Here is a 14,657-nt window from a genome sequence, read left to right on the forward strand (position 1 = left end):
CATACTTGATTCTATTCCGTTACCACGAACTGACGATTTAGAATGTCCTTTTCTTCTTCAATACGCTTGATTTTCTTTTTAAGGTCACGGATTTCTCTTTGCTCTGGAGCCCGTGGCGATGCATTGGGAGCCTTATCTACTCTTTCAACTTTGAGTTGCCTTATCCAGCTTTCTAACGTTGTTCTTCCAATACCCATCGCTTCGCAGGTTTCTTTGTAGGTACGTCCCTAGTCAAGCACTAGTTGATCGCATTCAAGCTTGAATTCTGGGTTAAAAATGCGTCTTTCACGCTTAGTCATATTGTCATCTGTTTTAGTATCGAGATGATCATACTCCACCTCTTAATCAGGTGGCCAAATTCACTATGCCACTTCAAATTCCCGGCCGACCCTTTAATGAGTATTTTGTGTGACGCATGAAAAAGCCCACGTCTGTAATTTAACATTAATGCCAATTTCCTTTAGGTATATTTTTCGGATCACTTGGCAACTTTCTAATAATTAGCTGTATATGACACTCATCACCAAAACTGCAATTAGAGAATATTCCTACAACTCAATAAGGTGAATATATATATACTTTTAATTTACAGGCTTATATATATACAAATTAACATTTATGTGTGATTTTCATAAATTTAAATGTGGGTTAATTGTTATTTAAATAATTAAGATATAGGTCACACATATATAAAACATAATGTACTAAATTAGTTTAAACCACTGACATATAGAGAAAATTATGAAATTACCTATTGCTACAATTTTAATAACAAGTGCATTTAATACATCTGCTTTTACAATTGTAATTAAAAATAATACAGATGCTCCGATTATGCCTTTTGTTATGAATACAGACGGCTTGACTGCCGATTCTATCAATGGTTGGATTACAGCTAGTAACGAACGAGTTTATGACAAGCGTTCAAGTTGGTTAGATGATCCATCTGTCAATGTCAATGAAGGTAGCACTCATGAAATGTTAATGGGTGATGACCATGTTACAGGGTTTACTTGTGGTGATATTTTATTCGAAGGTAGTCAAGAAATCTTAGTCACTCAAGATAGTGAAAGCAACGACCTAATATGCCAAGTCCAACCATTGGGCACTGTAACTGAAAGTAGTAGTTATACTCACAATACAGATGGGAAAAACCGTGGTTTCATTATTAAAGACATGAAAAATGAATCTGATATAGATAGACCAGAAAAATATGCTGATGGACCTCAAGATCTAGTTTGGGGAGGTGCTGGTATTGGTGTTAATACATATGTCACGGTCAATGCTATTAATAATCAAACAGGGAGTGAACATCCAGTAATAATTACGATGAGAAGGAGCAATCAATGCACTTGGCGAGAGATGAATACAACTGTAAGTTGTCAAAGTGCTACGATCTCTAGCTTCAATGCATTCTTTGAAGAATCCCTTAATGATGTGCTACCTTCCGGTGCATATTCAGGAGTAACCAAAATTGGAGTTGCTGAATGGCAAGGTTCCGAAGTAGATAATTTCAATTTAGGCATCGAAATCACGAAAGAATAATACTGAACTACTAAGGTTAATTAAGAGGGCCCCCCCCCCTCTTTGATCTTACTCGATGAACTTGATTTTCACCTGCAATGCACAACAAACTACAAACTTTGATATATTTTGAAGGTGTTGGTGAGGTTACCCCATTCATACTTTATGCTAATTTGGGTGATGGGACACAATTTACTAACAGTCGACAAGCATCAGCGTTTATCAGGCTAACACCTTTACAATACAGTTCATTCGGTGAATTGATGATGAAGGGCCATTAATAAATTTGGCGGAGTTTAAGGCTCTTCGCTCGATGCTCTACCTTGATGCTATGGCATACATATATCGACTGCCTTACTCACCTACAAACCAGAAACAGTCGTGGCTTAGTGACCCGAAGATAACAAGTCTGGGTTCATAACAAGGTTGCGAACACCGTGAGCATGGTCTTCATCGAACTCATTGCTTGCTAACCACTGTGCTACAGAGGCAATGTCTACCTTCGCCACTTTTGGTCGTACACTCCAAGTCACTTGCAGTGGAGATGCCTGTTTATTGTAGCTAGGGCCAGTTGTTGAACCAGCATATCGAATCGGTTTACCGGTATTTTTCGGGATGTTTATTGCTTGATAGACTCCATTTTTCACCTCGAATTGGGTCAAATCAACGAAGTTAAGTGCACTTTTATCATTAACAAGTACAAATACTTGCGTTTCTACACGCAATTGCGGATTAGAAGTTGACTCACTTAAACATGCCCCGAGAGTTGGTCCTGGCTTAACTTGGGCCGTTGAATGAACGTAGTGAAGCTCAATAGTATCACCTGATTCTAGTTGACTATGGCCTTTAGCGCTGACAGTATCTTTAAACGGCTTAAGCTCAGCGTCACTTAACTTACCGTTATAAACATAGCCAGTATTGTTGCCTTTGCCGTCACCATTACCTGCGTAAACGTTAAATTCACCGCCCTTATGCTCTGCATTTCTATGAAAGTGAACATTACATAGGTTCATTTGTGAGTATTCAGGCGCTTTCCCAAAGTAACGGGTATTATTTCCTGCTAGGTTGTCTATATCACGTGGAGATTGAGGGCCAAACCCTTTTCCTTGAGTGTTTTCGGCAAGCGCTGTACGTTGCTGTGCGATAACACTATCAGCAACATCATGGTTGCTTGAGGCCTGAACGGCTTGCGGTGTAATCACAAGTACAGAAGACAAAAGTAACACTTTATTCATATGCAAATTTAAACCTTTTTGATAGTTGTAAAAGTAAATGAACGTATAGGTGTTACGTTCCTGTGTACATATGATAAGTGTGAGATTTTGTGATAATGCGTGGTCGGTTCCAATTAATTATACAGAATTAAAAACAGCGGTTTCGGTGTCGGACTTATATAGAAAACCATGACTATCGACATACTGTCGGTCAAAATCCATCTCGGTGCCGTGATGTAATACGCCTTCAATCATAAAGGTGACTTCTGAAGAGGAGCTGCGTTTAAGCAGAAAGTAGATACAGGTTGATTTCTTCTCTACATGCCAATGAATAATAACACCAAGCTTCTTAGCATCCGAGGCGCTGGATGTTGTGCCTTCTCCCCACATAGAAGGATTTCGGGAAATAAAATTTGCGTTTGCGACTTGCCCAATGGCGTTACGTAATGCAGTTATTGTGAATAAAACGACGAAGCACATTCAGTATTTCTTTATAAGCTAATACCATGCTGGCTTCCACTTAGTCGTTTTAATCCTATATTCGTGCTCATTCCGTAGAGGCAGAATAATATACGTTACTGTTAGCTTTTACGGTCAAGGTTTTCTTGTTCGTCTACGGTTTTAAAATGATCGCTAGATCCAATTCTCAAGTCAGCTTCCTTGAGAACATCAAGTAAACTGGTCATGGGCGATCGACCGGTGATCTCTCGCTGCAGGTAAGCAAGATTCATCGGCTTCTGTTGTGTAATCGAAATTCATTTTTTACCCTGGGACAAGATTCGAACATTACGATTCTTAGCTCTGATAGCTTGTAATCTGGTACAACGCTCATTGATCCCCCTTAAATTCACTGGTCAAAATGCTTTACCATTGACGTTATTTTAGTCAATATTTTTTACCGTCCCAATAGGTTTCGTATTATATTTTTACGAAAGTTGTTAGACAAATTCCAAGCTAACTATACGAAAGAGGCCGTTGCTATCGCAACGGCCTCTTAGGTTAGAGATTTTGATATAACGTCTAAGCGTGTGTGAAGCCAAAGTCTAATTGGCAACCACACGCCTTAGCGTATTTCATTAGTGTTTTAATAGTAGGGTTTCCTGTTCCCTTTTCGAGCCTAGAAACATTAGACTCTTTAGTACCCATGGGCGCTGCATAGGTTGGCGGAGTCGCTTTGTTAATCGATATCAAAAATGAACATGTGCCCATTACGTGCGGCATGTTCACTTGAGCAGCACAAGTTAAGTAATCACCTAAACTTGAATAGTCTAGTAAATACACGTCTTTTCAAAAGTTGGCGGCTATCACAGCGCTCCGGTCACTCCCCCTATCGAGCACTGATTAGCGAAATAAGAAGCATCGCCCAACGGGTGGTGAGTAGTCACAACGTTGCAGCGCTGCAACTTTTTTGACGGACAAAACACACGAACTCAACATTGGATATTACTTAGGCCGATTAAAGTCAAACAGTTGGTTAATAGGCACTCCCATACATAACAATAGATTCGCCCATGTACCAAGGTTCACTCTCACAATAAGCCTACCAAAATGGTCTTTACTGTAGCCAAGTAAATCAGCGACATCTTGACGGAAGAGGCCAGTGACAAAATCTTTGCCATAAAAGAACTTTACGATTTTCTCATTAAGTTTAACAAAGCTTTGAGCATTATAGACATAGTTATTTAGCAATTTCGCCTTTTCAATTATCCTTGGGGTTGGAGACTCTTAATATTCGTACTCGGCGAAGAGAATGCGGGGTTTATGACGCACTTACATAACTACAAGTTCGTAAAGTAAATCAACATGGCGCCCTATATCTATGGCCGTTATACCTACAAGTTATTTAATATCTTGTCTTTAAAATAGTGTGTACAGTCAACTTGGTCCCGTTGTTCTGGTTCCATAAACTCTGTAGCAAATTGTTGATAAACACCTGATGACAAGAACAGCTCGAACAAGTCTGGATCAAGGTGTCTCTCTTTAACCATAAAACTCATAATTTTTATTGATTCAGATAGTGTCTTCGCTTTCTTGTATGGACGGTCTGTGCTTGTCAAAGCTTCAAACACATCAGCTATAGCGATAATTTTGGCCGTTAGCGGCATTTCATCCCCTTTCAATCCCATGGGATACCCGGTTCCATCTATTTTTTCATGGTGACCGCCGGCTATTTTAACCACATCGCGCATATGTTTAGGGAAAGGTAATGACTTAAGAATGTTGATTGATTGAATGATGTGGTCATTGATAATAAATCGGTCTTCATCTGTCAACGTTCCTCTACGAGTCGATAAATTATAGATTTCGCCTAGGTTAGCTTGGTAATCAGGTGCCTTTAGAGTGAAGCACTCTTCATTTTCTCTTGGGAAATTCCAAGGAACAAGGTGTTCAGGTAAGTCGGCTAGTACACACTCTGTCGCAGGTATAGGTTGGTGCTCTTGGCTTCGATGTTGCTCAATCCACGATGTCCCTGCCGTTTTACTTAGTGTCCTTGTCCAAGTTCTCTGCGCGATGTCATGCAAACGACTGATATGAGCATCATCAACAAACTCCCCCCCTAAGTTAAGTTCCGCAACAAATTCAAAGTCATTATCAACTTGGTTATTATGCTCATTTAATGACTTTAGCACGTCATCAGGCAGCTCACCGAAATGTATTTTGAGTAACTCAATTTCTTTTTCACGTTTAACGACTTCAAATCGCATCCGCACTTCGTGAATTCGGTTATAGATGGTTTCTAATTTTGTTGCTTTATCAACGATATGTTCAGGTGTAGTGATCTTGCCACAATCATGAAGCCAACTCGCCATCTTTAGCTCTTCCCATTGTTTTGGGGTTAAGCTAAAGTTTTCAAATGCCTGATGTTGTGAATTTTGTGCTGCTTTGGTTAGCCACTCAGTAATGATCGGAACACGTTGACAATGATTTCCGGTGTAAGGTGACTTTCTATCTAATGAACCGGCAAATACTTGAATAAATGAATCAAGGAGCGACTTTTGTGCCTCTATCAGTTCGTGGGTTTCGATAGTAACCGATGTAAAACCCAGTAACGTGGTTAAGTAATCCTCGTAAGAGTGATAGCGTTCTAGCGCATTGTCTCCTTCAAACAACAATCCAAACGAACCAATTACACTGCCTGAACGATCCATCAGTGGCATACACACTACTTTACCACGACGAACACGATCCCAAGGGAGATTAAGTCGCTCTATCTCCTCTGCTTCGAATGTCATCACTTTATTAGCAGCAAACAATTCTTCCATTATCTTCTTTGCTTCACTGACAGGCAGTGGACACGCCTCAGCTTGATGCGCTTCCATACCTTGATACCAAACATACTTGGGGACTAGCACCTCATTATCGATATCGTGCAGATACAAAAATATACCACTCGCCTCCACTGCTTGTGCGGTGTCGTGACATACCAAACTCAGTATTTCATCGAGATTTTCTTTGTTAGCGATATTGTTCGTCAAAGAAATAAATTGGCTGATGGTTGACTGAGTTGCACTTTGCGCTTGATTGAGTTCGGCTATTTCTCGTATATAGCAGTGCTGAATAACGTGTTCTTTATCGAATTTGAAGCTTTCAATATCTTTCGCTTTGCGGGTCGCTCGCTTAATGGGTTGCGATATATACATAGAAATAACGTAAATTCCCGGTAATATAAGCAACAGTATCAATAAAGAGGTGTAGATTGTTTGTTTTTTAATTAATACACCATTATCAAACAAATCATCAGCTTTAGCTGCCATAAGTAAGTGAAATTGTTGACCATAAGAATGGCCAAACGTGGCTATGTGCCCAAACCATTTCTCACCTTCAAAGTAGAACATACCGAGCTGCCCATCTCTTTTCTTTCGCTTAATTGCATAATTGATTGCTTTATTAGGTAACAAGTCAAGTCTACGTGTCATCTGAACTTTAGGGACAGTTTTATTTGCGCTGTCACTGACTGCAAAAATTTGTCCTTCATCATTATAAAGAACGCGAAGAGATGAAGCGTTGGTCAAGGTATCGGTAAGGGTTTGTTGTAGGTCTTCTAGCAACACTTCCGCAGAAATAACAACACCTTGATCGTTTTTACGATAAATAAATACACCCAACATTTCTGATGTCGGGTGGATTGATGGTGTGGAAATTAAGGCGGTCGCTTCTTGCGCATCACTAAACCAGCGATGTGATTTGTACAGAATCGCCTTCCCTGGCTCGATTTCTGATATGAGCTGAAGGTCCTTATCAACCCCTCGAATTTTCAGTATTCCTTTATGGTTATGGGCGATAATAAATTTTACGGTCGTGTTTAAATCCCCCCGCTCAGCCATAGCTTTGTCATTGACTCTAGCTATAGAAAGGAGGTCACCTGAAGGATAATAAAAAGAGTACGACGTGACATGGGGGAATTCGTTTAATAGCTGAGCGAGCTGAGGAATCAATTTTTCTCGCACTTCTATATCTGGTGAATTTACGGCGTAACTTTTTGTGAAAGCGCCAATAGCGGTAAATGCGGTACCGTAGTGCTTGTTAAGTTGGAGCTGAGTCTCTATCGCAATGCGGTTGAACAACTTAGCATTCGCCTCTAAAATAAGCTCTGATAACCCCTTGTTCGTTAGCCAGATTTGTATCCCTGATGTTAAAACTACAACCAATATTATCACTGTCGTTAGATATACGTGAATCGATAATGTCGCACGTTTGACGTTCATTGTTCCACTTCGCTGACTTATTCGTTTCATTAACTGTAGTTGTAATTTACCTTTTGGGTTTAATAAATTGATTATATTGGCCTAGATAAGGGAGGTGCGTCCATCACATCAAAGCCACTTCTTTGTCTACCCCCAGTAAGTGCGGGATTACTTCGCCACCAGTAAGCGTTGAGTGATAAAGTATGTGCCATTGTTAGAACATCGAGCCCACAAAAAGAAGAAGCCAATAGCTTTATCTTGGCGAATAGACGAAACGTATATCAACGGATTGCCGGGAAGTGAAAGGCAAAATGAACCAGGCAGAACCGGCGACGGTGTCGACAGAGCGGTGGAGACGAAAGCAACAACATGTCTTTCCTGAGTGTGAGTATCAACACGTTACGTTGACGCTTCCACATACACTGTGGCCCATCTTTCGAGATAATCGATTTCTTCTCAATCATCTCTTTAGTTGCGCAGCCAAAATCTTCTTAGGATGGGCAAAGCAACTGGATATTGATATCGGGGTGTTCTGTGCACTTCACACCTACGGTAGAAAGCTGAATTGGAATGTGCACATCCATTTGTCTGCCACACGTGGGGGCTTATGTAAGAGGACAGGCCTATGGAAGCCCATTTTCTTTAAAGCGAAGACCACTGAAAAGTGTTGGCGTGCCGCCATCACTCAACTTCTCGGCTCCCATTACTCAGAGTTAGATTTGAGTGGAGAGGGCTGCCCTTTCATTCGCAATGAGCAAGATTGGTCACGATTTTTAACCAGCCAATATTGCCCGTCGATGGAAGCTGCATTTTGCAAAGAAAACGGCCAATGTGACCCCCACCATGACTTACCTCGGTCGATACCTAAAGCGGCCGCCCATATCAGCGTCTAGGTTACGACATGATTTCCAGGGAGGCTTAGTGACGTTTGATTATCTTAATCATAGGAATGGTCGGACTGAATCCCTCATTTTGAGTCCAGAAGCACTGATAGAGCGCATGATTGAGCATATACCAGATAAGCACTTCAAAATGATTCGATACTTTGGTTTTCTATCGAACCGACGTCGTGGTGAGATGCACCCTAAGGTCTACGATGCCTTAGGTATCGCCCCTAAAGACTCACCAGAAATGCCCGGTTACGCCGCCATGCTGAAAGGGTATGTGAAGGTTGACCCGTTTGAGTGCATTCTTTGTGGGCACCGTTTAACGTTTCTTCGCTTTAGGGCTGGAGAGGGGCTGTCAGAGCTGGTCCATCATGCTCTGATTCAATCCCAAATCAGGTCAATTTAGGTTTTTCGTAGGATGAGTGTATCTGAAATAGCGAAAACAGTGTGAAAGTGTTCAATTAACACTCGACTTTAAATTGTAGTGTAGGAGTTAGGTCAGTCACACATTTATTTTGACATGAGTTAAGCCACAATAGTTCAAGGTAAGGAATGATTCAGATTCCTTACCTTGAACCTTAATAGCTTCACGAACGTTCAACCCTTTCAAGTCGTCCACATCACCTAATTGTTCAGGGCTTTGACCACGACTGAACATTTTCAAATGATTCAAACGCTGCGTCATTGCTAAGCGTCGAGATGATAAGGTAGGTGTATTCACCGCACCTTCTGACTGACGCATCATTTTAAGTTGCTGACGGAGCGGCGTGTTTGTGGTGTTACCAAATAACTGTGTCATGTAAAATTCCTCCACTTAACATTCCGAAGTACCGATCCAATGACCGTCTGAATCAAAAGCATCCCATTGTTCACTATTGATAATGGTCTCGTTTTCATCCACCGAATCTGCAGTTCCTTCCCAAAATGGATTCACACCCACAGGCTCATTGTTAGTAAGTTGATTGTGGTAGACCCTAACCAGTGAATGTTTAAGTACCGCACCGAAAAACTTATTCGGATGAACATGATCGGTTTGCACCACAAACTGCATAACCACATCTTTACTCATGTTCCAGACGTTCGTTTTTAGGTACTCAAAAGACGCTTCATCATTTAATCCCTCCCGCTGTGCTAGAACCTGCTTAGAATTGCAATCAATGAGTTGAATGAAACCGGTTTGCCCTTCGCACAAAGAGATATCATTTTTTGGTGAGCTTTCGCGTGCCAACGACGAAACGTTGGTCGCTGAATTTAATGTAGAGAGAGTTGGGGTTGAATTTCGTTGTGCCATAGGGAGTTTCCTTTTTGTTTGAGTATCACTTTTATGGAGCCGCTTGGCTGTCCATTCCTCAAACATGGTTCTTCTCTGCAGGGGCGCGTAGCGTTCATTTACCCTTGTAGATAAGGTTCTGATTTGAGGAGGGTTAACAGCCTGCGAGCGCCATCAAATGATGGCGAGTCGAAAGGAAAATCGGCACATAAGAAAACAAGCCCTTACTCGACCTTAATTAAAGTCAGTGAAAGGCAATTAGGAGGCACGACGAAGCGCAGCTACGTAGTAGCGGAGGCGTTCAGGATTGCAGCGATATCCTTTTAACTAGGGCTGTAGAGAGGCACATTCTGGGGCGGCACGCAGTGACTCACCAGGGTGATGTCACTCTTAGGCCATAGATGAAAGATACAAGCAAAAAGCCTTGCCCGAAGGGTAACCCCAAAGCAAGGCTCAATTGTTCTAGGTGGAGGCTAACTCATCGACCTTAATCAACTGTTATAATTAACCTATGCCATAACGAACATTATTTGGTAGAGCACACGTGCTTGTCCAATTTTGCATGCAAAAGTCACAATGCGAAATTGAAAGTCACTCTCCACGCGTCCAATGAGCTTTGAGTTAGGCCTAACAGAAATATTCTCATATTTTCTAAATTAATCATGAGCAATTTTGCATGCAAAATCGAGTGTCGATTTAACGCCCTTTGAGTTTGATAGAAAAGAACGTTAAAAGAAGTAAGGAAGGGATACCGATCAAATCAATCTTGAACAATCTTAAATTCAGATCGTTTAACTTTTGCATCAATGGCCCGATTATATTTTTCAAGACGCTCTATTTGCCCCTTGTATCTTTCATCGACTGTACCTACAAAAGCCGCATCGAGCTTTGAAGTCAGATCAGCTAGTCTCGCTTCAGGTTCATTTATTAACTCTCCAGAATACGTCCAGGCACCGAGAACCCAAGTAATCACACGTTCTTCTAGCTCTCGTTTAAGAGTATCAACATTGTAATCTCTCATTCGTCGAAAATGCTCTTCATCAGGAGTTACCACACCACTGGAATCCTCAACATCTAAATCGTTGAAACTAAGCGTGTAACCAGTTCGTAGGTCATTCAACATACATAATAGGTAGAAGTGATTTCTAGAAAAAGTCGTGAGCGGATACGAGCCTGAGCCTTTAATGTATGCAATAGAAAGCTTCTTAGCTAAAGCCTGTCTAGCGTCTTTAGCTCGTTTTCTTTGTTGCTCATCTCTAAGTCGTTTCTCTTTAAGGTGAGTGAACTTATGTTTGACACTATCCAAGGCTTCTCTAGCTTTTTCGATAGCTTCAATTTCTTCATCACTAAACAGCGACTTAGTATTTCGGTCTCCTAAAAGCTCCTTGGCTAAACCATTACTTAAACGCGTGATAGCGGTTTGCTTTTTCTTGGCCTTATCTGAATCCCAATACTTAAATAGTTCTTCGTTCATAACTTAACTCCTAGAATATTTAATCAACCGAAAACACTTAACCCTTTGTCGGATATACGCCAATATATTTTGGCCGTGTTTCTTTGGTAGCTATCACCAATAACGACTTGGCCATCTTTATCTAACACTCGTCGCTCAATAAAACCCGCATCGAGTAGGAGATAGAGAACCTTATGAGAGTTACTAAGACTCGGCACATCGAGTAGCTGCTCTTTCAGTGAATTAGCCTCATAGAAAAAGGTTTCATCATCTAATTTCAATCGTTCGACCTTGTCATTATCCAAGTTGTGATAACAAAGGTTCATGATCGTTAAAAGCTGAAAACAAAGTGATTGTCTAGGTAATTGAGAAAGCTCATGTAAGTGCTTAATTCTTTGTTCATATGAAAAAATCATGACGGATTCTCTTGTTTGTTTTTTTGTGTCATTGACTGCATTGACGCGACCAATCTTCGCTCATTGATTCTTGGTCTGTGAGAAGTTTGGATTTAGTCTTCTCAAATAGCATACGCGCGCCAAGTTCTCAGTCTCACGTTGTTCTTCTACATTATTTAAAAACGCCGCAACTAACGTTCAGTTATTCGTATTCGCCAGAGTTCTCATTTTGTGCTTGCTTTGCAAGTTCTAGCCACTCGCCTAATAACACTTTCCAACTTTCATTGATTGGGTAGTCATTCAAGAGAAGAAAGCGAGCTGTAATAGCTTTTTCAATATCAGTATTTGGCAACCAATCAAGCTCAATCAACAAGTCAAAGGAAGCTCTACAAGCCCATTGAGGAGCGCGACTTTCAATAACCCAAGATTTTATTACTTCACCTGGAGGGGGGGACCTATGAGCAACATAGGACCGATCGACGGCTCTAGTCGTTATTTGTTCAATGGCTTGAGTAGCACTGCCTTCAAAATGTAATGAGTACAACTTAATTAGGCTGGCTCGATGAGTATTCACTACTTGAGCCAACTTTTTTTTATTAGTGGACATGTTCTATCGAGTGATACCCAATCACTACAATATCTCTGGCTGGTACTGTCAATTTCCCTGGACTAGAATCGAGTACAATAACTATTTGGCCACTTTCGGCTTGGCCATTGAGATCAATGAAGCCTTGCTCACCTTCAAACGATATTCTTATTCCATTATTTTGTGGGGTAGGGGTAACTCCTAGTACTTTAGTTTGAGTGACTTCATTTAAAGGCTCTTCATTAGTTACTTCTTGATGCTCAGGGGAAGGTTGTTCTTCATCTGCTTGTTTTGATTTAGCCTCTTTCTTAGAAGCCTTTAGGTTTTTTACAAGCTCTTTAGCTTCTTTACGTGAGACAGGAGATTTAAGAAGTTTCTTTGTTTCTGCCTCACTGAGTTCTCCTGCAATACGTAGAGAGTTGACCGTATCAACATCACGGATAATGCCATTGTGATAAGCAAGCTCAATATAAGGAGGGCATTGAGCCGCCTTTCGAAAAGCGCTAATACGAGACTCAGATAAGCTCACAACATTGGCTAGATCTTTGTTCTCAACAATCCCTTGCTCTTCCATTAGCAGCTCTAAAGCGCGGCCCGTTTCAAAAGGAGTAAGGTCGTTTCTATGAAGGTTTTCTGATAGTTGCGCTAACACGGTTCCCGCGTCACGCACCAAACATTCTACGTGAGTGATTTTGTCACTCAGGTTTGCCGCTCTCCAACGACACTCACCCACTTGTATTTTGTAGCCACGAATATCTTTGTGAGTCACAACGATGGGTTGAATCTGGCCGATATCGTCCATGTTTTTAGACAGTTCGGAAATGTACTCTTCATCAAAGAATTTGCGTACCTGTTCAGATGAATAGATGTCCTCTTTAGGGATAAGAACAACACTCTCACCAGGTTTTACCTCGTTGATTTCTTCATCGAGCAACGATTTAGACTTATTGCTCATTAAAGATTTAAAGTCTTTCTTACCACTCATGACAACGCCTCCGCTTTCAATTCAAACTCTTGCATCAAAGCATCGATGTTGATGTATTCAGCTTTTTTCGCGTCATACTCAATAATGCTTTGCTTGAACGCTGAGGCTTCTGAAACTCTAGTTGTATGGATCACCTGAGTCTTGAATACCAGGTCGCCATAATCCTCAGACAACTTGGTAGCGAAATAATCTTGCAATTGAGTTGGGACTTTTTTCACCATGTTTAGGTACATACCTAATACAGATACATCCAAACCATAAGTGCTTTTGATACGCGCTACAGATTTAAGGATCTTCGATACACCTTGAAAACTGTCTTCTTCTGCTGTGGTAGGAATCAATAAACCATCACACGCGATAAGGGCCGAGTATTGCAGGTTTCCAACAGAAGGGGCGGTGTCGATAAATACGTAGTCGTATTGTTCAGACAATTTATTGATGTTGTCAGCAAAGAAGCCAATTTCATCATTTGTACAGTTGTTAAGACTGCTGATGTTGAAAGTAGCACCAAAGATATGAAGATTAGAATTGAGCTCGACAGGCTTACCATAGAACTCTTCATCGAAGAATGAAATGACATTCGCCTCACCGACTTTTCGAGTGATAGAGGCGGGTTTCGCTTTACTCTCATCATCTTGGTCAAAATACTTATCCGTCAAATTACATTGCGGGTCCATATCTACAACCAACACTTTTTTATTGCGCACATGAGAAAAGTAGTAAGCTAAATTCACAACAGAAGTCGTTTTACCGACTCCACCTTTTTCATTACCGATTGCGACGATTTTACCCATTGTATTACTCCTTTGAGACTGGCGTTAACGCCTGATTACAAGGTTAATACTACGGATAAGCCATTAAAAAGTCAATAAGAAAAAACAAGATTTTGCATGCAAAATTGATCGGTCATAATTTATACACAATTTCAGGGGGTAACTACCGAATAACTTATGAGATCTTTTATCAAATTCCAATTATCGTGATACGCCTCTCTAAGATGTTAACGCTACTTTTCTGATAAACTAAGGCTTCAGTTATCTAGATAGAATAAACTCATGAGTCGGAACCTTAAACACTATCAAGCCCTTGATGAACTTGTAACAAATTCACTTCTCGGACTGTATTGCACGATGAGTCAGCAAGGCGGATTTTGGACAACTAAAAGAAGAAACGAGCTGTTAGTAAAGTTCATCAAACCAAAAGTAAAGCGCCCTCAGTTTTCGACATGTAAAAATGAACTAAAGACAATGCTCAGTATTGGCCGCAGTGGAACAGGTAACCTTGAAGAAAAGCTATGGGATATCAATCGACTGAATCTCGAGTATCAAGCCAAATTTTCACAGGCTGACGAACTCTATATCATGTTAACGGAGTTATTTGAGCAGTATCAATTCCCATCGATGCTGGAAGATATAGAAAAAGAGATTGAACGAGACACTCTCTACATGAAAGAAAAAAGCGTAGAGCAAGGATTTGATGAAGACAGCAATCAAATAAAGCCATTGGCCATGACAGTGAAAACCCATCGGTTGAAATTATTAATTAAAGCACTGCAAGCCAAAGGGATTTATCGCGTTGAAATTGTTAGTGAAGATAAAGACGAAGTCATTCACCTTTTACTGCATCGTGAGAGGTAAGGGGACACTACTAAGGAGAGT

Annotated in this window: 15 protein-coding genes and 1 pseudogene; 4 read left to right on the forward strand and 12 right to left on the reverse strand. The window is 40.8% G+C overall.

Translation table 11 applies throughout. From position 1 onward, the window contains the following. Nucleotides 1-11: 11 nt before the first annotated feature. Nucleotides 12-197: a hypothetical protein gene (locus SJY39_RS18845; protein ID WP_102332436.1), complete on the reverse strand. Its 186-nt coding sequence runs from the start codon at nucleotides 195-197 to the stop codon at nucleotides 12-14. 544 nt (nucleotides 198-741) lie between these two features. Between SJY39_RS18845 and SJY39_RS18850 the strand changes: the two genes are divergently transcribed. Then, nucleotides 742-1,545 carry a hypothetical protein gene (locus SJY39_RS18850; RefSeq protein ID WP_102332437.1) on the forward strand — a complete coding sequence of 268 codons (804 nt, stop codon included), beginning with the start codon at nucleotides 742-744 and terminating at the stop codon, nucleotides 1,543-1,545. Between the two features lie 77 nt (nucleotides 1,546-1,622). Next, nucleotides 1,623-1,805 carry a transposase gene (locus SJY39_RS18855; protein ID WP_235618379.1) on the forward strand — a complete coding sequence of 61 codons (183 nt, stop codon included), beginning with the start codon at nucleotides 1,623-1,625 and terminating at the stop codon, nucleotides 1,803-1,805. Nucleotides 1,806-1,910: 105 nt separating this feature from the next. Here the strand turns inward: SJY39_RS18855 and SJY39_RS18860 are convergent, their stop codons facing one another. The 4 genes from SJY39_RS18860 to SJY39_RS18875 all read right to left on the reverse strand — a co-directional run bounded on the left by SJY39_RS18860 (nucleotide 1,911) and on the right by SJY39_RS18875 (nucleotide 7,444). Next, nucleotides 1,911-2,759 (reverse strand): delta-class carbonic anhydrase, encoded by an 849-nt coding sequence (locus SJY39_RS18860; protein WP_102332438.1) that lies wholly within the window; start codon nucleotides 2,757-2,759, stop codon nucleotides 1,911-1,913. A 117-nt stretch (nucleotides 2,760-2,876) separates the two neighbouring features. Then, nucleotides 2,877-3,218 carry a Tn3 family transposase gene (locus SJY39_RS18865; RefSeq protein ID WP_102332439.1) on the reverse strand — a complete coding sequence of 114 codons (342 nt, stop codon included), beginning with the start codon at nucleotides 3,216-3,218 and terminating at the stop codon, nucleotides 2,877-2,879. Nucleotides 3,219-3,758: 540 nt separating this feature from the next. Then, nucleotides 3,759-4,019: a helix-turn-helix transcriptional regulator gene (locus tag SJY39_RS18870; protein WP_235612466.1), complete on the reverse strand. Its 261-nt coding sequence runs from the start codon at nucleotides 4,017-4,019 to the stop codon at nucleotides 3,759-3,761. Nucleotides 4,020-4,570: 551 nt separating this feature from the next. Further along, on the reverse strand, nucleotides 4,571-7,444 hold the full coding sequence (locus SJY39_RS18875; protein ID WP_102332441.1) for an HD domain-containing phosphohydrolase: 2,874 nt from the start codon (nucleotides 7,442-7,444) through the stop codon (nucleotides 4,571-4,573). Nucleotides 7,445-7,761: 317 nt separating this feature from the next. On the opposite strand from SJY39_RS18875, the pseudogene SJY39_RS18880 reads away from it, so the two are divergent. Then, a pseudogene (locus tag SJY39_RS18880) lies at nucleotides 7,762-8,716 on the forward strand (IS91 family transposase); the annotation flags it as partial. A gap of 96 nt (nucleotides 8,717-8,812) precedes the next feature. On the opposite strand, the gene SJY39_RS18885 reads toward SJY39_RS18880, so the two are convergent. From SJY39_RS18885 to SJY39_RS18915, 7 genes are all read right to left on the reverse strand, one after another. Then, entirely contained in the window at nucleotides 8,813-9,109 is a 297-nt protein-coding gene (locus tag SJY39_RS18885; RefSeq protein ID WP_102332442.1) for a hypothetical protein, read from the reverse strand. Between the two features lie 15 nt (nucleotides 9,110-9,124). Then, a complete protein-coding gene (locus SJY39_RS18890) occupies nucleotides 9,125-9,601 on the reverse strand; it encodes a hypothetical protein (RefSeq protein WP_102332443.1) in 477 nt (158 codons plus the stop codon). A gap of 739 nt (nucleotides 9,602-10,340) precedes the next feature. Then, the gene (locus SJY39_RS18895; protein ID WP_235612464.1) at nucleotides 10,341-11,054 is read right to left on the reverse strand and encodes a hypothetical protein; all 714 of its coding nucleotides are present in this window, start codon (nucleotides 11,052-11,054) and stop codon (nucleotides 10,341-10,343) included. Nucleotides 11,055-11,077: 23 nt separating this feature from the next. Beyond that, nucleotides 11,078-11,449, reverse strand: a complete 372-nt coding sequence (locus SJY39_RS18900; RefSeq protein WP_102332444.1) for a hypothetical protein — start codon at nucleotides 11,447-11,449, stop codon at nucleotides 11,078-11,080. 181 nt (nucleotides 11,450-11,630) lie between these two features. After that, the gene (locus SJY39_RS18905) at nucleotides 11,631-12,035 is read right to left on the reverse strand and encodes a hypothetical protein (protein WP_102332445.1); all 405 of its coding nucleotides are present in this window, start codon (nucleotides 12,033-12,035) and stop codon (nucleotides 11,631-11,633) included. Then, nucleotides 12,025-12,999, reverse strand: coding sequence for a ParB/RepB/Spo0J family partition protein (locus tag SJY39_RS18910; protein ID WP_102332446.1), 975 nt, complete (start codon nucleotides 12,997-12,999; stop codon nucleotides 12,025-12,027). The genes SJY39_RS18905 and SJY39_RS18910 overlap by 11 nt, the downstream gene beginning before the upstream one ends. Then, nucleotides 12,996-13,793: a ParA family protein gene (locus SJY39_RS18915; protein WP_102332447.1), complete on the reverse strand. Its 798-nt coding sequence runs from the start codon at nucleotides 13,791-13,793 to the stop codon at nucleotides 12,996-12,998. Before SJY39_RS18915 ends, SJY39_RS18910 begins: the two co-directional genes overlap by 4 nt. A 261-nt stretch (nucleotides 13,794-14,054) precedes the next feature. Between SJY39_RS18915 and SJY39_RS18920 the strand changes: the two genes are divergently transcribed. Next, nucleotides 14,055-14,636, forward strand: coding sequence for a DUF2913 family protein (locus SJY39_RS18920; RefSeq protein ID WP_102332448.1), 582 nt, complete (start codon nucleotides 14,055-14,057; stop codon nucleotides 14,634-14,636). Nucleotides 14,637-14,657: the final 21 nt, after the last annotated feature.

It is taken from the genome of Vibrio sp. R78045, from assembly GCF_042466085.1.
GTDB classification, from domain to species: domain Bacteria; phylum Pseudomonadota; class Gammaproteobacteria; order Enterobacterales; family Vibrionaceae; genus Vibrio; species Vibrio cyclitrophicus.